The following is a 22,097-nucleotide window of genomic DNA, read 5'->3' as shown; positions in this document are numbered from 1 at the left end:
GGTAGCGATCCGACAGTGTCTGGAGGAGCTGGGGAACATGGCTCGGAGCCCAGGAACTCCCTGGGCAGACGTTCCACCGGGTGCCCGGGAATGTGCACGTCCTCTCCAGCCCCGCTCCCCGGGCCGAGTCGTCGGGGAGTCGACGGTAAGGAGTGGTAGGGGGATGAATGCCCGGGCGTCACCACGCACCGGGCATTCATCCCCCGGTCTCTACGAGGCGGCCTGGACGTCCGCGGCGGAGGCCGGCAGGCCGGCCTCCTCCAGGGCCTGCTCGAGCGAGCCGTCGGCGCGCATCTCCTCGACCACCTGGTTGACGGCGTCGCGCAGCTGGGTCCGGCCCTTGTGGACGAGCACGGCCGTGCGGGCCTGGCCCACGGAGGCCTCGACGCGCTCGTCGGGCTCCATGAGCTCGACCTGGAGCTCGGAGTCGTCGTTGGACTCCACCAGGTGCTTGGCGGCACCGTAGGTCACCACCCCGGCGTCGGTGCGGCCGGAGCGCACGTCCTGGTAGACGGCCTGCTCACTGGCGTAGAGCTTCACCTGGCTGCCCAGCACGCTCTGCAGGTCCTCCACCCAGAGGTAGCCCTGAGGGGTTCCCACGGTCTTGCCCTCGAGCTGGTCCAGGGAGGTCGCCCCGTCAGCGGTCAGCAGCGCCATCTGGTCGATGTAGACGGGATCGCTGAGTTCGAACTCCCGGCCGCGCTCCTCGTTGATGTACCAGTTGCCGGCAGTGAGATCGGCCGAGCCGTTGCGGACCGATTCGACGACGGCGGTGATGCTGGTGACCTGCACTTCCGGCTCCAGGCACAGTCGCTCCGCGACCTCGGCGATCAGGACTCCGTCCACTCCGGAGAGCTCGTCACCGGCCATGGACACGTACGGCGGATACTCCTGGACGGCTGCGGTGAGCTTGCCCTCTTCGGCGGTCTGGACGTCGGCCACGATGGGCTCGCAGTCCTCGGCGACGGTGGAGGTTCCTCCTCCGCCGCAGGCCGCCAGGGGCACGACGGTGGTCAGGAGAAGTGCCGAGGCTGCGAAACGGGTGCGGTGCATGGTGATCCTCATTCAGGTGTTGGGCTAGCTCATACGGTTCTGGACGGTGTTGACCAGGTGGGACACCGCGATGGAGATCGCGGCGTACATCAGGCCGGCAAGGAGGAAGACGCTCAGGAACTCGAAGGTCACGGAGCCGATCTGGTAGGCCCTGTTGAGCAGCTCGGGCAGGGCAATGGCGTATCCGAGGCTGGTGGCCTGGAAGATGATGACGCTGTAGGACATGAGGGGAGGCGTGATGGCGCGGATGGCCTGGGGCAGCACGATGAACCGTGCTTCGTCACGCCAGTTCATGCCCATGCTCTGGGCGGCCTCGATGTGTCCGCGGGGGACGTTGAGAATGCCGGCCCGGAAGATCTCGCTGGTGTAGGCGCCGGTGCTGAAGGCGATGCCCGCCACGGCCGCGGCGTAGGAGGACAGGGTCAGGCCTGCGTCCGGCAGACCGAAGTAGGCGAGGTACAGCACCACGAGCAGGGGAATGCCCCGCCCCAGTTCGACCAGGACGATGGTGGCGAGGCTGACGACCCTGGACGAGGCGAGCATTCCGAAGGCCAGCAGCAGACCGAACGGCAGACCGACCAGCAGGCTGAGCCCGGTGACGGCGAGGCTGACCTGGAGTCCGGAGAAGAGGGTCGGGAGCCAGGTGATCCATTGATCCAACATGTTTACACCGCGCTTCGGGTTCGGATGAAGCTGTCAGCCCGCCGGGCCAGCAGCGCGACCGGGATGCTGATGATGAGATACACCAGGCCGGCCGCGAAGAAGATCGGCAGGCCCGGGTTGCCCTGCTGGTTGAGGGTCAGCGCCTGGAACGCGATGTCGGTGACCCCGATCACGGAGGCGATGGCCGAGTCCTTGATCAGGCCCACGGCGAAGCTGGCGGAGGGCGGGAGTGCCACACCGATGCCCTGCGGGGCGATGATCCGCCAGAAGGTGTCACGGCCGCTGAGACCGAGGGCACCTGCGCCCTCCCACTGGCCTTCCGCCACCGACTGGATGCCCGCCCGGTAGTTCTCGGCCAGGAAGGCCGTGGCGACCGCTCCCAGCGCCACGGACGCCGCCAGGACCGGTTCCAGGTTGACGTACCGGCCCAGGCCGTAGAAGAGCAGGAGCATCCAGGCAATGGGAGGAATGCCACGGACCACTTCCACGTAGGCGGTCCCCAGCCACCGCAGCGGTGCCACCTGCGACAGGCGCATCAGCGCCACGGGGATCCCGCAGACCGCGCCGATGGTGAAGGCGGCCACGGTGATGATGAGCGTGGTCCACAGGCCCTGCAGAAGAAAAGGAATCGCGTCGATCACCTTTCCAGCACCGCCTCGAGGAAACGCTGGGTCCGCTGGTGCTGCGGCGCCCCGAAGACCTGCTCGGGCGGACCCTGTTCCACGATCGCGCCGTCGGCCATGAACACCGTGCGGTTGGAGACCCTGCGGGCGAAGGACATCTCGTGGGTGACCACCAGCATCGTCATTCCGATGGAGGCGAGTTCCTGCATCACGGCCAGGACCTCACCGCCGAGTTCGGGGTCGAGGGCCGAGGTCGGCTCGTCGAAGAGCATCACTGACGGGTCCAGAGCCAGCGCGCGGGCGATGGCAATGCGCTGCTGCTGGCCACCGCTGCACCGGGTGGGGCGCGCGTCGGCCTTGTTGGCCAGGCCCACCCGCTCCAGCAGTTCCATCGCCCGGGTCTCCGCCTCCGCCTTCGAGCGCCCCAGGACCCGTTCCTGCGGCAACGCCACGTTGCGCAGCACGCTCAGGTGCGGAAAGAGGTTGAAGCCCTGGAACACCATGCCCACCTGACGACGCAGCGCTATGAGCTCCTGACGGGTGGGCTTCGACGCCACGGCCACCGCCGGCTTGCCCTCCAGCAGGAGTTCACCGGAAGAGGGGACCTCCAGGTAGTTCACGCATCGCAGGAGCGTGCTCTTGCCGGCCCCGCTGGGACCGATGAACGCGACGACCTCGCCGTGGGCGACCTGGACGGAGACGTCCTTCAGGACGGTGACCCCGTTGAACTCCTTGTGGATGTCCCGGAGCTCCAGCTGCGGTGTCGGTGGTGCCGGGGTGGGTGCGCTGTTGTTCACAACAGGGTCCGCTTTCTTCTCGGTCGTGACGGGCACGGATCGATGCTTGCGTGCCGTACGGGGCAAGGGCTGCTGGACGTTCATCGGACGGTTCCCTCCAGGGTGCATGTACAGGCAGAGCAGTTCGTCCACGGGCTCTCTCGGCGTCATCCGCTCCGGAGGATGTGTCCCACGTCACGCTAAATCTAATATTTGATCAAGTATCAGTCAATGGTGCGGCGTTAACGATGTGTAAATCCGGATGACCCATGGACCATCTCCCGCACTGCACCGCGGCTGCGGTGGACAGCGCCTCCTGAGCGGTACGCGCGCGAGCCACGGTGCGCGGACCGCTGCAGTGGCCCTCCCGCCGGCGACCGTGACCGCCCCTGATCCGGCCGCCGCGCCCGACAGGAACGGACCGGCCCGGTGTCAGAGCTTGAGAGCGGGAGCGTGCAGGGCGCCGGTCGTGTCCTCTTGGGCTCCCCAGATGTCCCCGACGGTGAACCCGTCCGGGAAGGGATCGTCCGACTGGAGCACGTAGGTGCAGTAGCCGGTGATCCATGCCCGGCCGCTGATGGTGGGGACGACGCCGACGCGGTCGCCGATCCGGACCTCCCTGACGAGCTCGCCCGTGTAGACGTGGCCGAGGATGCCTTCGTGCCGGAAGGGCTGGTGGAGCTGGAGCTCCCCCTTGGCGTGCAGGGCTGCCATCTTGGCGCAGGTGCCGGTGCCGCAGGGGCACCGGTCCACGCCACCGGTCCAGGAGGCGGGGGTGTCGAAGTCGATCGGGCCGCTGGCGACCATCACGGCGTTCTTCCGGTCCGCGTGCGGGTTGTCGGTGGGCCCGGACAGCTGAGCGATCGTGATGCCGATGCCTGGGTAGTCCGGATGTTCTACCGGCAGCTGGTCCTGGGCCGCCTTCAGGATCAGGGCGGCGGTGCGGGTGATGTCGCGTCCTCGGCCGGGGACGAGCTCGAGGGAGTCGAACTGGTTCACGTCGGCGATCACGTAGAACATGCCTCCCCATGCCACGTCGACGGTGACCTGGCCGAGTTCGGGCACCTCGATGACAGCGTCCTGGTAGACCGAGAAGGCAGGCACGTTCTCGAAGGTGACCTCCTGCACCCTGCCGTCGCGGCATCGGGCGCTGATGGCGATCAGTCCGGCCGGGGATTCGAGCGTGAACTCCGTCACGGGCTCCTGCATCGGGATCATCCCGGTCTCCAGCAGGACCGTGGCGACCGCGATGGTGTTTCCGCCGCTCATCACCGGGTACTCGATCTGCTCCATGATGATGAACCCGGCGGCCGCCTCGGGGTGCTTCGGCGGGACGATCAGGTTGCAGCACAGCGGCGGGTAGCCGCGGGGCTCACGGAGCATGAGCTTGCGCAGCTGGTCGTCGTTCTCCTGCAACCACTTCATCTGCTCGTAGACGGTGCTGCCGGGAATGGGGGGAACACCGCCGGTGATGACGCGCATGGGTTCACCGGAGTGGGTCTCGACAGTCTGGATCGTTCGCTGGACTGACATGTGCTCTTCCTTCGTGACGGTGGGTCGCGCTGTGCTCGCTGATAGGGGATGCGGTGGTGCCGGCCGGTGACCCGTGGGGCCTACTGCGCTGCGACCGCCGTGCGCAGCTGCTCGAGCAGGTCGGCGGTGATCTCCACGGAGTCCGGCAGCGAGGTGAGCTCCACGGCCGGGAGGCGCACCTGGTGATCGTGGCGCAAGGACTCGAACTGGCGGGACAGCCGTTCCACCGAGCCGGGGAACAGCGCAGGATCGATGCTGAGCAGGAACACGCCGATGCCCGGGGAGGTGTCACCATGGTCGAACGGTGCGGCGTCGAGGGAGAAGGCGGCGCCCGAGAGCGTGGCGAGGATCTCGCCCAGCAGGGCGATGTTCCCCCCGCGGTGGCTGCCGAACGGCAGCAGGGTGCCCTGCACCGCCAGGGCCGCGTCCTGGGTCTGCTCACCGTCCGGGCCCAGCGCCCAGCCCGCCGGGATGGGCTCGCCGGTCTCAGCGGCTCGTCGGATGTTGACGAACGCGGTGGCGGAGGAGGCCTGGTCGATCACGATCGGCAGCTGTCCCGGCCGCGGGATCCCGTAGGCCAGTGGGTTGGTGCCGAGGATGGGGTGGGGCGCACCGCCCAGCGACATTAGGGCCGGGCTGTTCGCCATCGCCAGGGCGAGGAAGCCCTGCTGGGCGAGTCGGCGTGCATAGTAGCCGAGTTCACCGCAGGTGAAGGAGTTCTTGATCCACAGGGCGGCGATGCCGGCTTCTCGGGTAGCGTCGTGCAGCTGCTCGGATGCTTCGACGAACGCCGTCTGGCCCAGTCCCTGCGCGGCGTCGACATCGATCACGGCCGGCGCGGCGCGCCGCACCACGGGCCGGGAGACGGTCTCGATGCGTCCGTGCTGGTAGCCGTCGAGGTAGTCGAACAGGTGCCCCACCCCGACGGCTCGGTTGCCGACGAGCTCGGCTTCGACGGTGGCCTCGGCCAGGACGTGGGCGTCCCGGGAGTCCACGCCGACGCGCAGGAGCGCGTCGTGACAGAGCTCGGTGAGTGCGTCACGGTGAATGGTGACCATGGGGAAACGATCCTCTCGGTGCTGTGGTGTCGACAACTGTGCGGTGCGCTGACGTCCGTCGGCGTGGGGTTTCCCTGTGCTGAACCCGCTCGACCGGGCTGCGCTGCGGTGCGGTCTGCGGGCACCCGGCCCGCTCGGAGCCGAGTGCCCGCATGCCGGCCGGAGACGCGGACTACTTCATCCTGTGGCCCATGATGGTGCTGCGGTCGGCGCGGGGCACGACCTTCAGCTGGCCGGTCCGGACGTCCTCCCGGTGGCCGAAGATCTCCCGCCGGACCACCTTCGAGAGCAGGTAGAGCCCGATGATGTTGGGGAAGGTCATCAGGAAGAACGTGGCGTCGGCGAGGCGGATCACGGTGTTCAGGGAGATGGCGGCACCGACCACGATCCCGAGCACCCACAGGACGTCGTAGACCCGTTCGGCCACCGGGCTGTCCCCGAAGACGTATCCCATGGCCTTCTTGCCGTAGTAGGAGTAGCTCAGCAGCGTCGAGAAGGCGAAGAGCACCACGCACAGGGTCAGGAGATACGGGAAGACCGAGTTCACGGTGGCGAACGCGGCAGAGGTCAGTCCGACACCGTCGGCGGTGGTGTTCTGGTACTGACCGGTGATGATGATCGCCAGCGAAGTCATCGTGCAGACGACCACGGAGTCGATGAACGGCTCCCAGGCGGCCACGAAGCCCTCCTGGGCCGGACGGCGGTTCTTCGTCACCGCGTGGGCGAGCCCGGCCGTGCCGACACCCGCGGCGTTGGAGAACAGTGCCCGCTGGATGCCGATGATGGCCACGCCCAGGAAGCCACCGGCGACGCCCTCGCCCGTGAAGGCGCTGGTGATGATGAGGAGGACGGTCTCGGGGATCTCGGTGAAGTTCATGGCGAGGATCACGAGCACGCAGCCGACGTAGAGGATGGCCATCAGCGGGACCAGCTTGCTCGTCCACTTGGCGATGGAGGTGATGCCACCGAAGATCACGGCCGCGACGGCGGACGCCACGATCACGCCGATCAACCACGCGGAGCCGGCGAAGAAGCTGTTCTCCCCGCCGGTCGCGTTGATCACCTGGGCGGCGAGCTGGTTGGCCTGGAAGAGGTTGCCGGCACCGAGGGCGCCGAGCATCATGAAGATCGCGAACGCGAACGCGAGCACCTTGCCCAGCCGCGGCAGCCCGAGCTCGGCCAGGCCGTCGCGCAGGTAGTACATGGCTCCGCCGGACACGGTGCCGTCCTCGTGGACGTGGCGGTACTTCTGGCCCAGGGTCGCCTCGGCCATCTTGACCGCCATGCCCAGCAGACCCGCCAGGACGATCCACGCTGCGGCACCGGGTCCGCCCAGGGAGATCGCCACGGCCACACCGGCGATGTTGCCCAGACCGATCGTGCCGGAGAGCTCGGTGGCCAGGGCCTGGAAGCTGGTGACCTGTCCGGGGTCGTCGTAACGGTTGTGATGACCGCGCACGATCTGGAAGCTGTGCCGCAGGTCGCTGAGGGGCTTGAAGCCCAGCCAGATGGTGAAGAAGATGCTGGTGCTCAGGATCCAGATCACCAGCAGCGGCACGTCGACCCCGGCGATGGGCACGGCGAAGAAGACGATCGCCTCCAGCACGTCGACGACCGGGCCGAGGAGACTGTCCAGTGCCTGGTCGACGGAGACCTGAGGCAGGACGGGCAGGGCGGAGTGAACACTCACGTGAGCACCTCCGAGGTGAGAGGCAGGGAAAGGACGGCAGGTTTCACGGCGGTGCTCCTCGAGGTGCGGATGGTTGATCACGGACGGTCGACGGCGAAATCAATACGGAGATCCGAAGCCTGCGGACGACGGCGGTCTGAACGACCACTCCCTGCCAGGTACTCAGGGACCAGCGAAGCACTGGACGAGTGAGGCGAGGTTGCGGACCGGGCACCGAGTGTGGTGACTGCCGGACCTTCTCGTCTCGCGCGGTCCCTGCGGCCAGGAGCGACGTGCACTCCTGGCCGCAGGGACCGCGACGGATTGCTTGCGACCTACATCTCGCCCATGGTGCTACATCTCACCCATGCTCAGGTAGGGGTAGCGCCAGTCCTGGGCGGGAGTCATGTTCTCGTGGACGAACCGACCGCTGATCCAGCGCTGCAGCGCCAGCCGGGAGCCGGTCTTGTCGTTGGTTCCCGAGGCCCGCCCGCCGCCGAAGGAGACCTGGCCCATCAGGGCGCCGGTGGTTTTGTCATTGATGTAGGTCATCCCCGCGGTGTTGCGCAGCACGTCCAGCGCGTGGGAGATCGCGACCCGGTCGGAGGCGAAGACAGCCAGGGTGAGGGCGTAGGGGCTGGCCCTGTCGACCAGCTCCAGGATGCTGTCCCACTCCTCGTCCTCGAAGACGTAGACGCTCAGCAGCGGCCCGAAGAACTCCTCGGACATCGTGAACGCCTCCGGATCCGTCGTCTCGAAGAGGGTCGGGTCCACGAACCAGCCGGTCTCGGGGCGGACGGTCCCTCCGGCCAGCAGGGTGTGGCTGTCCAGCCCCTTCGCCTTCTCGATGACGCCCTCCAGGCGTCGCAGGGCGTTCTCGTCGATGACTGCGCCGACATAGGTCTCGTGCTTGGTGGTGTCGCCCACCGGCAGGGACTTCACCGTCTCGACGAGGTCGTCCTTGATCTCGTTCCAGATGCTGCGTGCCACGTAGGCCCGGGAGGTCGCCGAGCACTTCTGCCCCTGGTACTCGTAGGCACCGCGCACGAGGGCGATCTTCACCGCCTGAGCGTCCGCGGTGGGGTGGGCCAGCACAGCGTTCTTGCCGCCGGTCTCTCCCACGAGACGCGGGTAGGCCTTGTAGCGGTCGATGTTGCCGGCCGCGGTCTTCCACAGGGAGCGGAAGACCTCGGAGGAGCCGGTGAAGCTCAGTCCGGCGAAGTCCTCGTGCGACATGGCCGTGTCGGAGACGTCCCGGCCGGAGCCGTGGACCATGTTGATGACACCGGGCGGAAGGCCTGCCTCCTCGAGCAGACGCATGACCACGTCGTTGCTCAGCGCCGCCTTCTCCGAGGGCTTCCACACCACGGTGTTGCCCAGCAGGGCAGGGGTCGTGGGGAGGTTCGCGCCGATGGCGGTGAAGTTGAAGGGCGAGACGGCCAGGACGAAGCCCTCGAGAGGCCGCTGGTCGATGAGGTTCGTCTCTCCCTGCAGGGCCGGCGGCTGGTCCTGGTAGATCTGCTGGGCGAGGTGGGCGTTGTACCGGAAGAAGTCCGCGGTCTCGCAGGCCGCGTCGATCTCCGCCTGGTGGAAGGTCTTGGACTGGCCCAGCATCGTGGTGGCCACGAGCTCGTCGCGGTACTTGCCCGCGGCCAGGTCGGCGGCGCGCAGGAACACGGCAGCCCGGTCCCACCAGGGGGTGCGCGACCAGTCGTGATGGGCTGCCAGAGCCGCATCGATCGCCGAGCGCGTGGTGGCCTCGTCGGCCAGGGAGATCCGGCCGAGCACCTTCGCGTGGTCGTGCGGGGACACGACGTCCTGGGTCTCCTCGCTCGTGGTCCAGTTGCCGTTGATGTAGTGCGGCAGGTCCCGCACCTGGCTGCTGATCCGGGCGATCTCCTCCTGCACCGCCTTCGACTCCGGGGAGCCGGGCGCGAAGTCGCGGGTCGGCTCGTTGTGCGGGGCGGGAACCCGGAAGTTACCGGCCATGCTGACAGACTGCTGAGTCAAAGTTCTTTCCTTTTCTTGGGTGGGGTCCGCTGTGGGTCAGCGGACCGGCTGGTGGATCTCCATGCCGAACGGATGGCACGGAGGATGATCGGTGGTGGGTCAGGACGGCCGTACCGGCATCCGTCCGGTGACCGCCTTCGAGACGTCCTCCCGGGACGTTGCCCGGTCGGCGGTCTTCAGGTCGTCCTGGGACTGGAGTCGCTTCTCCAGCCGGCGGCGAGCGCTGGCCAGAGAAGCTTCGGTGACGGCCACGGCTGCCGGGACGTCGCGCGAGCGGGCTGCTTCGACGAGCTGCGGCTGGAAGGACCACAGTGACGAGTCGTCGTGCTCGAGGGCCTCGGTCGCGCCGATGACCTTGTACGGCCGGCACTGCCTCCACAGCGTCTCCATCATGGTCATCGCCATGGCGTTGCCCGCCGCTCGGTAGAGGGTCCCCAGGACGGCTTCGTCCTGGTCCAAGGCCTCCGACACCCGGTGCTCCGCCACGGCCTGCTGCATCAGGGCGCAGGCCTCCTCCATCTGCCGGACGTGCTCATCGGTGACCCTGCCGGCACCGCGGCGGGTGGCCTCGACCTCCAGGGTGGTTCGCACGTCGTAGATGTCGATGAGCTCCTCGACGGTGAACTTCTTCACCACCGCCCCCTTGTGGGGGACGCGCGTGGCCAGTCCGGCCTCCTCCAGGCGCCGGATGGCCTCACGCACGGGCATCATGCTCGTGCCCACCATGTCGGCGAGCTCCTGGTTCCGCAGCGGGGTCCCTGCCGCCAGATCCCCGGCGAAGATGGCCTGCTGCAGTGCCTCGTAGACCTGGTCGGCCATCAGCATGGGCGTGACCGTGAACTTCGATTGACGTGCCATGTCAGTGCTCTTTCTGGGATAAAGAACCGGGAGGGCTTCCACCAGGGGACCTGAGGTCATCATCCCCCGCGAAGCCGTTTTTTGATCAATGATCCTTCGACTCCCTGCGTCTGGCCCTTCCCCGGCACGTCGCTCGATCGGCGCTGGACCCTGCGACTACCCTCCGACGAGCGAGCGGAGGAAGAACAGCAGGTTGGCCGGCCGCTCGGCCATCCGTCGCATGAGGTAGGGGTACCACTGGGTGCCGTACGGCAGGTACACGCGGACCCGGTAGCCCTCGCGGACAAGCTGCTCCTGCAACGAACGGCGAACCCCGTAGAGCATCTGGAACTCGAAGCTCTTCTTGTCGAGCCCCAGCTTCCGAGCGGTGTCCTTGACGAGATCGATGCACTGGTCGTCGTGGGTGCCGAACGCCGGGTCGGGCAGGTTCTCCAGCGCCCACCGGGCGAGGAAGTCGTACTGAGCAGTGACCTCCTCGGGCTTGCGCAGGGCATCGCTGACGGATTCGTCGAACGCCCCCTTGACCAGACGGATCCGGGGGCGGATCTCGGTGAAGGAGAGCAGGTCCTCGGGAGTCTGGCGCATGTTCGCCTGGATCGCCAAGCGCGTGCGGGGGAACTCGGGCAGGATGTCCTTGAAGATGGCCAGGGTGTCGCGGCCCACGGAACTCTGTTCCATGTCCATCTCGACCTCGGTCCCCTCCTCCTGGGCGGTTTCCAGCAGCCGTCGCAGATTCTGGGCGCACTTCGCCGGATCGATCATGATTCCCAGCTGAGAGAGCTTGACGGACACCGTGGACCCCGGCACGCGCCCGGGAATGGCCCGCAGGGCCTCGATGTACTCCTCGGTGGCCTGCTCCGACTGGGCGAAGTCGGCGACCTGCTCACCCAGCAGGTCCAGGCTGACATCGATCTGCAGCTGGTTCAGCTTCTCGGTGGCGAGCAGCGCCTCCTCCAAGGTGGTGCCGGCGACATAGCGCTCCACGAGCGGTCGGGTGAGGGGGTTGGAGGACGCGAGAGTCTCCAACTTCTTGTTCTCTGCCGCGTGGAGCAGAACACGATTAGGCATGGTGGTTCCTCGCTGGATGTCGGGCCTCTGGAATGGGACTGCTGTGGTGGCAGGCCAGCCCCGAGAACCCGAGTGTGTGATCCGCCTCTCAAACGGAATGCTCCCACCGTACTTTTTGATCAAATATCAGGCAAGGGGGTACGGGGAACTTCTTGTGCGCGACATCCAGCTGTTACACGGAGCCCAGGGTGCGACGACGCACCGTGGGCCCCGCTCGGGGCGTCGTCGCCCCCAGATGCTGACCGATCAGGACGAAGCCCCACCGCACCGTCCTGGACGCCCTGCCGGCCGGCAAGGGGCCCGCTCCCCCGCAGACCTGTGCGGACTTCGCAGCCCGGGGCACCCAGAAGGTCACCCCCCCGGACCCGCTGACCCGAGGCCCCTCGTCGATGACGGGGACCCGAGGGGCGCGCGCCTGCGGGCGAGGCCGGATTTCCACAGGGCGGGAAGAATGGACGACAGAGGCGCGGGGGCGCGAAGCGGATTCTCAGGGCGTCTGCCCCATGAGCTCACCCAGGACCTTCGCCAGCGCGGCGGCCCCGGTCTCGGCATCGGCATCCTCCACGTGCTCCTCGGGGGAGTGGGAGATGCCGCTGGGGTTGCGCACGAAGAGCATGGCGGTGGGCACGGACGCCGCCAGCACGCCGGCGTCATGGCCGGCTCCGGTGTCCAGCACGGGGGCCTCGGGCAGCCACTGGCGCAGCTGCTTCTCCAGGGGCTTGTCGAAGTGCACGGTCGGGCTCACGGACTCCTCGTGCAGTTCGACCCGGCATCCTTCTTCGGCAGCCACCTGCTGGGCGTGCTGCAGGATCGTCTCGACCAGAGCTGCGGTGACGGCGTCGTCCGGATGGCGTACGTCGAGCCAGAAATCGACCCTCGAGGCGATGACGTTGGACCCGCCTGGAACGGGCTGGAGCTTGCCAACGGTGGCGCGCGCCTGCGACTGCCGTTTCGCCGTGTCGCGGATGTCGACGACGACACGGGCCGCCGCGACCATCGGGTCCGCGCGGTCGAGCATGAGCGTGGTCCCGGCATGGTTGCCCTGCCCGTGGACGCTCAGTTTCCACCGGCCGTGACTGACGATGGACGAACCGATGGCCACGGGGCGGTCGAGGTCGATCAGGCCTCGTCCCTGTTCGACGTGGAGCTCGACGAACATCCCGATCTGGGACAGGGCCTCGTCGTCGCGACCCACGAACCGGGGATCCACGCCGTTGGCGGCGGCGAGGTCGGCGAAGGTATTGCCGTCGTGGTCCCGCAGGTTGCGCACTGTGTCCGGGTCGATCGAGCCGGTCATCAGCAGAGAGCCCAGGCAGGGCCGTCCGAATCGGGAGCCCTCCTCCTCGGGGAACACCGCAATGGCCAGAGGCCGGTGGGGAACGACGCCGCGGGCCTTGAGCAGGTCCACGGCGATCAGGGCGGAGACGACACCCAAGGGCCCGTCGAAGGGGCCGCCTCCGGGCACCGAGTCGAGATGGCTGCCGGTGACGACGGCATCGTGGCGTGTCCTGTCGGGCGTGTCCCACCATGCCCAGGTGACGCCGTTGCGGTCGGTGTGCACGTCCAGGCCTCGCTGCTGCGCCTGGGCGACGAACCAGTCGAGCAGCTCGTGCTCGCTGCGGGAGAACACCGGCCGGGTGTAGCCCCCACGTCCGGAGTCCCGCCCGGTGTCGGCGATCTGGCCCAGCAGTCCCGTGACGGTGTCCTGCGTGAATACGGTCTCTGTCATGGAGTGACTTCCCTCGTCCTGATCGGTGGTTGCGGTGTGCCTACTGGGTCTGCAGATCGCGGTTGAAGACCCGGAAGATCTCCGGCACACCGGCCCGGCCGGTGGCCAGGTCGGCGGCCATCTCCCCGATGAGGGGGGCGAACTTCCCCCCGTGGCCCGAGCACGGGGAGACCACCGTGATGTTGTCGACGGTGTCGAGCACGAAATCCTCGTTCGGGGTGTTGGTGAACAGGCAGGTGGTCTCCGCGTAGGGCTCGGGCACCACACCGGGAAGGTAGCGCTCGGCGTAGTCCACCACCCGTTGCCGGTTGGCCTCGTCCATGAGCTGGTCCTGGGTCTGCGCGGAGGACAGGATCTTCCCGCCGTTGAACTGGGCGACCTTCTGACCGTGGAACTGGGCGTCGCGGCCCCCGGGCAGACCGTAGGCCTGCATGTTCTCACTCTTGTGGATGAACGTCGGCCACGGCGTTGCCGAGGGCTCCGGGACCTCCCGGTAGGGGAAGTGGTAGGCCTGTTCCTGGCGCACCTGCAAGGAGGGCATCTGCTGCCGGAGGGCGGCGGGAAGGCTCAGATCGCCCAGCAGGGCCGGCAGCCACCCACCGGCGCACACGATGATGCGCTCGGCCTCCACGACCTCACCGGTGGAGGAGGACAGGCGGAAGCCGTTCGCCGACCGCGTCACCTCGCGGAGCTCCCACCCGGTCCTGACCTGCGCCCCGTGGGCGACGGCGAGCTCGATCATCGTGCTGACCGTGGTCTCGGCATCGATGACCCCGGCGCCGGGGTGCCACAGCACTTCGGTGTCGAACGCCAGCTGCGGCCAGCGCTGCTGGGCTTCCTCGGGGGGCAGCACCTCGTGCTCCACCCCCACCGCCTGCAGGACCTCGGCCAGCTGCCGCGGGTGGCGCACGGAACCGTGGTCGACCGCCCCCGTCGGGGTGATCAGCCGCCGCCCGCCGAGCCGTTCCAGCTCGTCCCAGCCCTCCTTGGCATCGACCACCATCCGGGTGTACTCCAGCTCCGGGTACGCGTAGCGGAAGATGCGGGCCGAGCCGTGGGAGCTGCCCCATTCATTGGCCGGGGTCGATCGCTCCAGCACGGTCACTTCGTGGCCCCGGCCGGCCAGGCGCCACGCGGTGGCCGCGCCCGCCAGGCCTGCGCCGACGACAACGTATTTCGAGGTGTGCATGGCTGGTGATGCTCCAAATCTTCTGGCGAGGTCGATGCTGCGGGGACGCCCGTCGGTTCCTGCGGTCGGTGTGCCGCACGCCGCGGAGGCCTCGGAACACCGAGGTGCCGCCGCGGCGGCACTCCAGCGGTCCGGACGAGCGGGAGAAGGCCGCCACGGGCGGACGGTGCACCTTTCCCTGTGTTCAGTAAGCCATCACCGTCCATGAGCCGTCCAATATTTATTTCCTTGACGTCATTCCGGGAAGCGGAATAATCGGGTTCATGGAACTGCGTCAGCTCCGATACTTCCTGGCCGTGGCCGAAGAACTGCACTTCGGCCGGGCGGCAGCGCGCCTGCACATCTCCCAACCCCCGCTGACCGTCCACATCCAACGACTCGAACAGGAACTGGGCGTCAAGCTCTTCGACCGGTCCACCCGCCGAGTGGTCCTGACGCAGGCCGGCGATCTGTTCAAGGGACACGTCGAGAACCTGCTCGAGGGCCTGGACGAGGCCGTCGCCGAGCTGCAGGACGTGCGCGCCGGACGGCGCGGCCGGGTGCGGGTCGGATTCGTCAGCTCCGCCAACTACACGCTCATCCCCTTCGCCGTGCGTCGCTTTCGCGAACTGGAGCCGGGCATCGAACTGGTCCTGCACCCCCTCACGAGCGGGGAGCAGATCGAGAACCTCTACGAAGGAAAACTCGATCTCGGCCTCATCCGCGATCCCGAGCTGCATGCCGGCCTGGTGTTCGAGGAACTGATCTCGGAGGAGCTCGTGGCGATCCTGCCGGAGAACCATGCCCTGGCCCGGTGCACGTCGGTCACGCCGGCCCAGCTGGTCCAGGAACAGATGATCCTGTTCCCCTACCGGATGATGCCGGGCTTCGTCTCGCGCGTCCTGACGATCTTCAAACCCGTCGGGCAGATCCCCGCCGTCGTGCAACGGGCGGTGCACCAGGAGACGGTCATGGGCCTGGTGGCCGCAGGGGTAGGGATCTCGATTCTTCCGCAATCCATATCAGGGTTCCACGCCGGCACCGTCATCACTCGGCCGATATCCACCGCGCCACGGACGTCGCTGATGATCGTCAGGCCCGCCTCCGCACCCACCCCGGCCGTCCAGGCCTTCCTGGAATGCCTTCACGACGTGGTGCAACGCCGGCTGCCCGGCTTGTGAGCCCGGAGCCCCCAGATGGAGCCGCAGGTGGAAAAGGCGTGGCACCGAACGCGCCCACCCCGGCATCATTCTGACTTCCGGAACAATATGGTTCGAAAAAGGATTGGACCCCTGCTCGCCCGCTGTGGCCTACTGGTCCCGGACGACGAAATGCAGAAGCTGCGGTTCAGCCCTCGCGCCACCACGTGGTGGGTCCCGAGGCGGCGTCTCCGCCCTGACGCCCCGGGACCGCCCGCCGGCGACTCCCCGCCGGAGCAGCGCGTCAGATTCTCGTCGTTGATTTGATCAAATATCTAGATATTTCCGAGGCCCGGCGCGGAACAGAGATCGCCGTCCCGGTCCGTGCCGTCCCACTGCAGGTACCACGCCACCTCTCGACCAAGGGTCCGTCGAACAATGACCACCGACACCGCTGACACCTCCGCTCCGCCCACACCATCGCACCAGGCCGTCACGGACTCGAACAGCCCGCTGGTGGATGCCCAGGCGCAGCTGGCCTCCGCCATCGCGACGCTGGGCTACGAACCGGGTCTGCACCAGCTGCTGGCCTCCCCGCGCCGGGAGATGACGGTGTCCATCCCCCTGCGCCGCGACGACGGGTCCGTGGAGGTGCTCACCGGCCACCGGGTCCAGCACAACTTCTCCCGCGGCCCGGCCAAGGGCGGACTGCGCTACTCCCCGGCCGTGGACCTCGACGAGGTCCGGGCCCTGGCGATGTGGATGACCTGGAAGTGCGCCCTGCTCGACGTCCCCTACGGCGGGGCCAAGGGCGGGATCACCATCGACCCTCGGAACTACTCCCGGGGAGAGCTGCAGCGGGTCACCCGCCGCTACACCAGTGAGATCCTGCCGATCATCGGCCCCGACAAGGACATCCCCGCCCCGGACATCGGCACCGACGAGCAGACCATGGCCTGGATGATGGACACCTACTCCGTGGCCTCCGGCTACACCGTCCCCGGGGTCGTCACCGGCAAACCGGTCTCCCTGGGCGGGTCCCTGGGCCGGGCCCAGGCCACCTCGGCCGGGGTGGTGCACATCGCGCTGGCAGCCCTGGAGCACCGGGGCATCCCCGCCGCGGGGGCCACCGCGGCGGTGCAGGGCTTCGGCAAGGTCGGGGCCGACGCCGCTCTGTTCCTCACCGAGGCCGGGGTGCGCGTCGTGTCCGTCTCCGACCAGTACGGGGCCGTCCACCACCCCGAGGGCCTGAACATCCGGACCCTCCAGGCCCACGTCGCCGCCACCGGCTCAGTGGCGGGCTTCCCCGGGGCCCAGGACATCCCGGGCGAGGAGCTGCTGACCCTGGAGGTGGACCTGCTGGTCCCGGCAGCCGTCGAAGGCGTGCTGCACGCCGGCAACGCCCACCGCGTGCAGGCGAAGATCATCGTGGAGGGCGCCAACGGCCCCACCACCGCGGCCGCCGACCGGATCCTCCAGGACCAGGACGTGCTGGTGGTCCCCGACATCCTCGCCAATGCCGGCGGGGTGATCGTCTCCTACTTCGAGTGGGTCCAGTCCAACCAGGCCTACTGGTGGTCGCGCACCGAGGTCGACGCCCGCCTGGAGCACCGGATGCTGCAGGCCTGGCACCACCTGCTCGACGTCGCCGCCGCCCGCGAGCTCACCCTGCGCGAGGCCGCCACCGTCACCGCCGTCGAACGCGTCGCCGACGCCCACCGCACCCGCGGCCTCTACCCCTGACCCGCCGCCCGAGCCCCGACCAGCACGCCGCCGCCCCGCGCCCCGCCTCCCCCTCGCCACGTCCACAGAGGAGAACATCCCGTGAAGACCATTGCCGCTCCGACCACATCCGCTCCCAACTCACGACGGAACACCGCACCACACCACGCCGCCGACCGGTGGGGACTGTTCGCCGCCGCAACAGATGTCTGCTCGGACGGATTCCTCGCGGTGACCTGCCCGTACTGCTGCGGCCCGGAAAGCGACTGATCACCGATGGGCACCTCGAGAGCTCTCGGGCGCGAACCCAGGACAGACGTGCACCGGCCCGTCGACCGCCTCGTGGCACCCGGTGACGGCGGGACCTGGGAAGTGAGATCGCCCGACGCCTCGGCCACGGTTCTCTGCGCCGACACCAGGCGCACGGCGATCGAGTGGGCGTGGAACATCACCCGGAGCACCGGGGGGAAGGTCGTCGTCCACCCCGTGGCGGGGACGTGCCGTGAGTGCTGATCACCCGTCCGGCCACGGCGCGGACAGCTCCTCCCGGCCCCGCGGGCCCAGCACGGCCACCGTCCTGCGCTTCGCCGACCTGCGCCCCGAGCCGTGGCGCAACGGCGGCGGCATCACCCGGGAGATCGCCGGCAGCGGCAGTCGCACGGGGAACTTCGCGTGGCGGCTCAGCCTGGCCGATGTCGAGCAGCCCGGCCCGTTCTCCCGGTTCCCGGGCACCGATCGGATCCTCACCGTGACCGAAGGAGAAGGGATGCTCCTCACCATGGACGGACACGAGCACGCCGTGCAGCGAGGCCGGCCCTTCCACTTCTCGGGCGACGTCGCAGCAACGGCGACGCTGCCTGCAGGGGCGATCCGCGCACTCAACGTCATCGCACGCCGCGATGCGGTGCGAGCGGACGTCGTGGTCCAGGAGCTGTCGGATCATGGGGCCCACCGGCTGGCGCCCCACAGCTTCGGCGTCCTCCTCTCCGGACACGCCATCGTGCGCACCGACGTGACAGCATCGGAGCTGCACATCCACGACACCGTCCGCGGCACCGCGTCCGGCACCCCGGTCATCACCGGCGACGGCCTCCTGGCTGTCGTGTCCCTCGAGCACCGTGGGTAGACAGGAACCGCGGCCGCAAGCGATTGGATCCATTGATGGCGACCACCGCTGCCACCGCGCCCCGGGCCGCTGAGGCATCCCTGCTGCCCCTGGTGGTGCTGGGCCTGTGCGGCTTCATCAGTGTCACCACCCAGCTCCTGCCCTCCGGGCTGCTGACCCGCATCGCCTCCGACCTGGACATCGGCATCCCCGCGGCCGGGACCCTGACCTCGGTCTACGCGGTCGCCATCGTCGTCACCGTCCTGCCCCTGACCCGGCTCACCCTGCACATCCCGCGCCGGGTGCTGTTCACGGCGGTGCTGGGCACGTTCGCTGCCGGCAACGTCCTGGTGGCGCTGAGCCCCGTCCTCACCGTGGCCATCGCCGGACGCGTGCTGTCCGGGATCTCCCACGGGCTCCTGTGGGCGGTCGTGGCACCCACCGTCGCCCACCTCACGGCCCCGGACCGGGTCGGACGCGCCATGGCCATCGTGTTCGCCGGCACGAGTCTCGGGCTGGCCGTCGGCGCCCCGTTGGGCACCCTGCTCGGTCAGGCACTGGGGTGGCGCACGATGTTCCTGATCCTGGCCGGGATCAGCGCGACACTGGCCGCACTGACCTTCCTCACCCTTCCTGACGTGCGTGCGGGAAGCGCCCGTCCTCTGTCCCTGGTCCGGGCCCTGCGTCTTCCCGGGGTGCCACAGATCATCACGGGCTGGGCGATGCTGATGCTGGCCCACTTTGCCGTGTTCACCTACATCTCCCCGTTCCTGGCAGATCTCGGTGTCGGCGTCTCCATGGTGGGCGCGGCCATCGCAGTGCTCGGGTTCTCGGCCCTGCTGGGCATCATCGTGGCCGGTCGGGTACGGCCCAGGGCCCTCTACGCCGGAATGCTGGGCGCCCCGATGCTCATGCTGATCACCTTCCTCGGACTGGCAGTGCTCCCCCTGGGCATGGTGTCCACCCTCGTGCTGCTGTGGGCCTGGGGGCTCGGCTACGCCGCCGCGCTGCTGTTCAACCAGCAGGCGCTCCTGATCGTGGGCCGTGGCGCCCCTGACACCGTCACCAGCATCTCCGTCGTCGTCCTCCAGATCGGCATCGCGCTGGGCGCGGTCCTGGGCGGATTCACCGTGGACGCCCGCGGTGTGGCTCAGCTGCCGCTGACCGGGCTGGTCTTCGCCGCAGGATCCGTGGTGCTGCTGTGCGGCCTGCGTCCCCATCTGCCTCGACGACGCGCTGCGAAGGATCGCTGATGTCCCGCCGGCAGCCGTCCGGGTCGACCAGCGCCGGAGACCGCAGGCGAGCCGATGCGGACAGTTCCCAGCGTTGATCATCCTGTCCGCATGACGCTGCACGTGCCGGGCAGTGATGTCACCGCAAGTTCACAAGCACGACTCGGTCCCGCAAAGATATAAAGATAGTTTTCATTGCGTCGAGCATCCCCGACGTGCCACCATGTCGTGACCGACATCACACGGACGACTCCGCCGATTCCCCGACGTCCCCGGAGACGTCTCGAGACTCTGCGGTCCGACCGGGACCTGTCCTCCGCACGCCGGAGGACTGCTCCTCTGCTCCGCCCGTCATGTCCCATCCCGGCGTCCATCGCCTCGCATTCACCTGGAGACATCCATGACCGAAACTGCCGAAGCCCCCGCGACGCCCCTGTCCTTGACGGGCCGAGTGGCCCTGGTGACGGGGGCTGGTCACGGGATCGGCCGGGCCAGCGCACTCGCGCTGGCCCGGGCCGGTGCCCTGGTGGTGGCATCCGACCTCGATCTCGAGGGAGCCACCGAGACAGAGCGGCTCATCAGGAGCGCCGGCCATGCCGGTGTCGCCGCAGCGGCCGATGTGACGGACGAGGACGCGATGCGCGCGGTGGTCGACGACATCGTCGGCACGCACGGTCGTCTGGACATCGTCCACGCGAACGCCGGCGTGCTGATGGCGGGCACCGCCCTGACTCAGACTCTCGACGAGTGGGACAAGACGTTCACGGTCAACGTCCGCGGCACGTTCCTCACGGCGCGGGCCGTGCTCCCGCAGATGATCGAGCAGAAGTCCGGGGCGATCATCATCACGGCGTCCGTGTCCGGGCTCATCGGGGAGCCGGATCTCGCCGCCTACAACGCCTCCAAGGGTGCCCTGGTGAACCTCACGCGCCAGCTTGCGGTCGAGTACGCCGAGCACGGCATCCGGGTCAACGGCATCTGCCCGGGGTGGATCGAAACAGGGTTCAACGATCCCGTGCTCGGCCACCTGGACTCCGAGGAGCTGGACCAGCTCGTGGGACAACAGGTGCCCCTGGGCCGCCAGGGGACAGCGGAGGACATCGCCCCCTCAGTGGTCTTCCTCGCCTCGGACTGGGCCCGGTACATCACCGGACAGCTGCTTCCGATCGACGGAGGACTGACGTCCATGTAGCGGAGCGGCTGGACACCGTCCTCCGGTGACACCGTGTGGTCGACCCGCGCGAGGTCCTCCTCGACACCCGCACCCGAGCCCTGCTCGGCTGACACACCATCCCTTGCACCTCCGCCGGTGACACCCGAGAGTGTCACCGGCCCTGCCTGAAAGTCACAGGTTCCAGACATGGAAGTTATCGGCCAGGTCATCATCTACATCATGATGGGCTTTCTGCTCATCGGCGCCGTGTGCGCGGTCATCGACGACGAGAAAGGCTTCGGCAGGGAGTTCAAGGAGGGCATCTACTCCATCGGTCCGATCTTCCTGCCCGTGGCGGGGATCATGGTCTTCATCCCGGTCCTGAGCGAGCTGATCAACACCTATCTCGCCCCCGTCTACGCCTGGATGCACGCGGATCCGTCCCTGGCCCCCACCACCCTCATCGCCGGGGACCTGGGCGGCTACCACCTGGCCCATGCCACCGCGGGCAGCCACGGGGACTGGATCATGGCCTACGTCGTCAGCCTTCTTGCCGGCTCGACCATCATCTTCGCCATCCCCGTGGGTCTTGCCATGCTCGAGAAGCGCGACCACAAGTACATGGCCCTGGGCATGATGGCCGGGCTGCTGGCCATTCCCCTCTGCGCCTTCGTCATCACCCTGCTCCTGAAGGTCGGTCCCACCACCCTGCGCAGCGACATCTCCACGACCTCCCCCTCGACCACGCCGTTCGACCTGCCCCTGAGCGACATCCTGCTCAACCTGGTTCCGCTGGTCGTCGTCGTCGTGCTCCTGGCCGTCGGACTGCGGTTCTTCACCGACGTGATGGTGCGCATCTTCATCGGCTTCGGACGAGGCCTGGACGCGCTGGTCAAACTGGCCCTGGCGGTCTCCGTGGTCCAGTACTTCACCAATGTCTTCGACGTCTTCGGCCCCTGGCCCCTGGCCCCGTTCATCGCTGACGCCGACGACCAGTTCCGCGCCCTCGAGGTCGCCGGCTACGTCGGGGTGATGCTCGCCGGAGCCTTCCCCATGGTCTACGCCATCCGCACCTGGCTGGCCGTTCCGCTGGAGAAGGTCGGCAAGCGGCTCGGGTTCAGCGAGGACGGCGCGGCCGGCATTCTCGCCGGGTCGGCCAACATCCTGGCGCTGTACCGCGTGGTGAAGTACATGCCCCCGCGGGACAAGGTCCTGTCCATCGCCTTCGCGGTCTGCGCGGCCTTCACCTTCGGCGATCATCTGGCCTTCACCGCCAACTTCCAGCCCAACATGGTCTTCCCGGTGATCGTCGGCAAGCTCGCCTGCGGCGTCGTCGGCGTCCTCCTGGCCATCTGGCTGGCTCTGCCCTACGCACGTGTCCTGGAGGCCAAGGATCGGCAGGAAGGGGTGATCGGCCCCACCGAGTACCTCGCCCACGCACACGTGCACGTTCCCACCAGCGGTGAGCTGATGGAGGAGAAGATCCCCGAGGAGATCGCCCGGACCTGATCCGTTGGCGGTGAGAGCACCCGGAGAGG

The 22,097-nt window shown here is 68.2% G+C and carries 19 protein-coding genes; 7 read left to right on the top strand and 12 right to left on the bottom strand.

Annotation, left to right across the window (positions count from 1 at the left end; genetic code table 11):
- Window positions 1-210 precede the first annotated feature (210 nt).
- The 12 genes from ACFYE1_RS13140 to ACFYE1_RS13085 form a co-directional block, all read right to left on the bottom strand.
- The gene (locus ACFYE1_RS13140) at window positions 211-1,053 is read right to left on the bottom strand and encodes a substrate-binding periplasmic protein (protein ID WP_387743488.1); all 843 of its coding nucleotides are present in this window, start codon (window positions 1,051-1,053) and stop codon (window positions 211-213) included.
- 24 nt (window positions 1,054-1,077) lie between these two features.
- Entirely contained in the window at window positions 1,078-1,716 is a 639-nt protein-coding gene (locus ACFYE1_RS13135) for an amino acid ABC transporter permease (protein ID WP_387743485.1), read from the bottom strand.
- A gap of 2 nt (window positions 1,717-1,718) precedes the next feature.
- Window positions 1,719-2,357 carry an amino acid ABC transporter permease gene (locus tag ACFYE1_RS13130; protein ID WP_387743482.1) on the bottom strand — a complete coding sequence of 213 codons (639 nt, stop codon included), beginning with the start codon at window positions 2,355-2,357 and terminating at the stop codon, window positions 1,719-1,721.
- The gene (locus ACFYE1_RS13125) at window positions 2,354-3,172 is read right to left on the bottom strand and encodes an amino acid ABC transporter ATP-binding protein (RefSeq protein WP_387743479.1); all 819 of its coding nucleotides are present in this window, start codon (window positions 3,170-3,172) and stop codon (window positions 2,354-2,356) included. The genes ACFYE1_RS13130 and ACFYE1_RS13125 overlap by 4 nt, the downstream gene beginning before the upstream one ends.
- Before the next feature lie 375 nt (window positions 3,173-3,547).
- On the bottom strand, window positions 3,548-4,648 hold the full coding sequence (locus tag ACFYE1_RS13120) for a proline racemase family protein (protein ID WP_387743476.1): 1,101 nt from the start codon (window positions 4,646-4,648) through the stop codon (window positions 3,548-3,550).
- Window positions 4,649-4,728: 80 nt separating this feature from the next.
- Window positions 4,729-5,706, bottom strand: coding sequence for an Ldh family oxidoreductase (locus ACFYE1_RS13115; protein ID WP_387743473.1), 978 nt, complete (start codon window positions 5,704-5,706; stop codon window positions 4,729-4,731).
- Window positions 5,707-5,878: 172 nt separating this feature from the next.
- Window positions 5,879-7,396, bottom strand: a complete 1,518-nt coding sequence (locus ACFYE1_RS13110; protein WP_387743470.1) for an alanine/glycine:cation symporter family protein — start codon at window positions 7,394-7,396, stop codon at window positions 5,879-5,881.
- Between the two features lie 333 nt (window positions 7,397-7,729).
- Complete coding sequence (pruA, locus tag ACFYE1_RS13105; protein WP_387743467.1) at window positions 7,730-9,385, bottom strand: L-glutamate gamma-semialdehyde dehydrogenase; 1,656 nt, start codon at window positions 9,383-9,385, stop codon at window positions 7,730-7,732.
- A 99-nt stretch (window positions 9,386-9,484) separates the two neighbouring features.
- Complete coding sequence (locus tag ACFYE1_RS13100; RefSeq protein WP_387743464.1) at window positions 9,485-10,243, bottom strand: GntR family transcriptional regulator; 759 nt, start codon at window positions 10,241-10,243, stop codon at window positions 9,485-9,487.
- Window positions 10,244-10,399: 156 nt separating this feature from the next.
- Window positions 10,400-11,311: a proline dehydrogenase family protein gene (locus ACFYE1_RS13095; RefSeq protein WP_387743461.1), complete on the bottom strand. Its 912-nt coding sequence runs from the start codon at window positions 11,309-11,311 to the stop codon at window positions 10,400-10,402.
- A gap of 487 nt (window positions 11,312-11,798) precedes the next feature.
- Window positions 11,799-13,040, bottom strand: a complete 1,242-nt coding sequence (locus ACFYE1_RS13090; RefSeq protein ID WP_387743458.1) for an allantoate amidohydrolase — start codon at window positions 13,038-13,040, stop codon at window positions 11,799-11,801.
- Between the two features lie 40 nt (window positions 13,041-13,080).
- Window positions 13,081-14,229 carry an FAD-dependent oxidoreductase gene (locus ACFYE1_RS13085; protein ID WP_387743455.1) on the bottom strand — a complete coding sequence of 383 codons (1,149 nt, stop codon included), beginning with the start codon at window positions 14,227-14,229 and terminating at the stop codon, window positions 13,081-13,083.
- Between the two features lie 263 nt (window positions 14,230-14,492).
- Here ACFYE1_RS13085 and ACFYE1_RS13080 point away from each other — a divergent pair, with 263 nt between their 5' ends.
- The 7 genes from ACFYE1_RS13080 (at window position 14,493) to ACFYE1_RS13050 (ending at window position 22,068) form a co-directional block, all read left to right on the top strand.
- On the top strand, window positions 14,493-15,389 hold the full coding sequence (locus tag ACFYE1_RS13080; protein WP_387743452.1) for a LysR family transcriptional regulator: 897 nt from the start codon (window positions 14,493-14,495) through the stop codon (window positions 15,387-15,389).
- 396 nt (window positions 15,390-15,785) lie between these two features.
- Entirely contained in the window at window positions 15,786-17,090 is a 1,305-nt protein-coding gene (locus ACFYE1_RS13075) for a Glu/Leu/Phe/Val family dehydrogenase (protein WP_387743449.1), read from the top strand.
- Window positions 17,091-17,345: 255 nt separating this feature from the next.
- On the top strand, window positions 17,346-17,582 hold the full coding sequence (locus ACFYE1_RS13070; RefSeq protein ID WP_387743446.1) for a DUF2188 domain-containing protein: 237 nt from the start codon (window positions 17,346-17,348) through the stop codon (window positions 17,580-17,582).
- On the top strand, window positions 17,572-18,195 hold the full coding sequence (locus tag ACFYE1_RS13065; RefSeq protein ID WP_387743443.1) for a HutD/Ves family protein: 624 nt from the start codon (window positions 17,572-17,574) through the stop codon (window positions 18,193-18,195). The genes ACFYE1_RS13070 and ACFYE1_RS13065 overlap by 11 nt, the downstream gene beginning before the upstream one ends.
- Window positions 18,196-18,230: 35 nt before the next feature.
- Complete coding sequence (locus tag ACFYE1_RS13060; RefSeq protein WP_387743440.1) at window positions 18,231-19,427, top strand: MFS transporter; 1,197 nt, start codon at window positions 18,231-18,233, stop codon at window positions 19,425-19,427.
- 379 nt (window positions 19,428-19,806) lie between these two features.
- Window positions 19,807-20,598, top strand: a complete 792-nt coding sequence (locus tag ACFYE1_RS13055) for an SDR family NAD(P)-dependent oxidoreductase (RefSeq protein ID WP_387743437.1) — start codon at window positions 19,807-19,809, stop codon at window positions 20,596-20,598.
- Between the two features lie 168 nt (window positions 20,599-20,766).
- Complete coding sequence (locus ACFYE1_RS13050) at window positions 20,767-22,068, top strand: ethanolamine utilization protein EutH (RefSeq protein ID WP_387743434.1); 1,302 nt, start codon at window positions 20,767-20,769, stop codon at window positions 22,066-22,068.
- Window positions 22,069-22,097 lie beyond the last annotated feature (29 nt).

The sequence above is a fragment of the Kocuria nitroreducens genome (assembly GCF_042879195.1).
GTDB classification, from domain to species: domain Bacteria; phylum Actinomycetota; class Actinomycetes; order Actinomycetales; family Micrococcaceae; genus Kocuria; species Kocuria nitroreducens.
The sequence above is the reverse complement of the archived record's forward strand: the minus strand, read 5'-3'. Positions and strand labels throughout refer to the sequence as shown.

What these genes read in the sequence shown, in the direction of transcription:
- ACFYE1_RS13085 (WP_387743455.1), bottom strand. Translation starts at nt 14,229, where the DNA reads ATGCACACCTCGAAATACGTTGTCGTCGGCGCAGGCCTGGCGGGCGCG.
- ACFYE1_RS13090 (WP_387743458.1), bottom strand. Translation starts at nt 13,040, where the DNA reads ATGACAGAGACCGTATTCACGCAGGACACCGTCACGGGACTGCTGGGC.
- ACFYE1_RS13135 (WP_387743485.1), bottom strand. Translation starts at nt 1,716, where the DNA reads ATGTTGGATCAATGGATCACCTGGCTCCCGACCCTCTTCTCCGGACTC.
- ACFYE1_RS13060 (WP_387743440.1), top strand. Translation starts at nt 18,231, where the DNA reads ATGGCGACCACCGCTGCCACCGCGCCCCGGGCCGCTGAGGCATCCCTG.
- ACFYE1_RS13055 (WP_387743437.1), top strand. Translation starts at nt 19,807, where the DNA reads ATGACCGAAACTGCCGAAGCCCCCGCGACGCCCCTGTCCTTGACGGGC.
- ACFYE1_RS13095 (WP_387743461.1), bottom strand. Translation starts at nt 11,311, where the DNA reads ATGCCTAATCGTGTTCTGCTCCACGCGGCAGAGAACAAGAAGTTGGAG.
- ACFYE1_RS13140 (WP_387743488.1), bottom strand. Translation starts at nt 1,053, where the DNA reads ATGCACCGCACCCGTTTCGCAGCCTCGGCACTTCTCCTGACCACCGTC.
- ACFYE1_RS13075 (WP_387743449.1), top strand. Translation starts at nt 15,786, where the DNA reads ATGACCACCGACACCGCTGACACCTCCGCTCCGCCCACACCATCGCAC.
- ACFYE1_RS13100 (WP_387743464.1), bottom strand. Translation starts at nt 10,243, where the DNA reads ATGGCACGTCAATCGAAGTTCACGGTCACGCCCATGCTGATGGCCGAC.
- ACFYE1_RS13070 (WP_387743446.1), top strand. Translation starts at nt 17,346, where the DNA reads ATGGGCACCTCGAGAGCTCTCGGGCGCGAACCCAGGACAGACGTGCAC.
- ACFYE1_RS13120 (WP_387743476.1), bottom strand. Translation starts at nt 4,648, where the DNA reads ATGTCAGTCCAGCGAACGATCCAGACTGTCGAGACCCACTCCGGTGAA.
- ACFYE1_RS13080 (WP_387743452.1), top strand. Translation starts at nt 14,493, where the DNA reads ATGGAACTGCGTCAGCTCCGATACTTCCTGGCCGTGGCCGAAGAACTG.
- ACFYE1_RS13115 (WP_387743473.1), bottom strand. Translation starts at nt 5,706, where the DNA reads ATGGTCACCATTCACCGTGACGCACTCACCGAGCTCTGTCACGACGCG.
- ACFYE1_RS13050 (WP_387743434.1), top strand. Translation starts at nt 20,767, where the DNA reads ATGGAAGTTATCGGCCAGGTCATCATCTACATCATGATGGGCTTTCTG.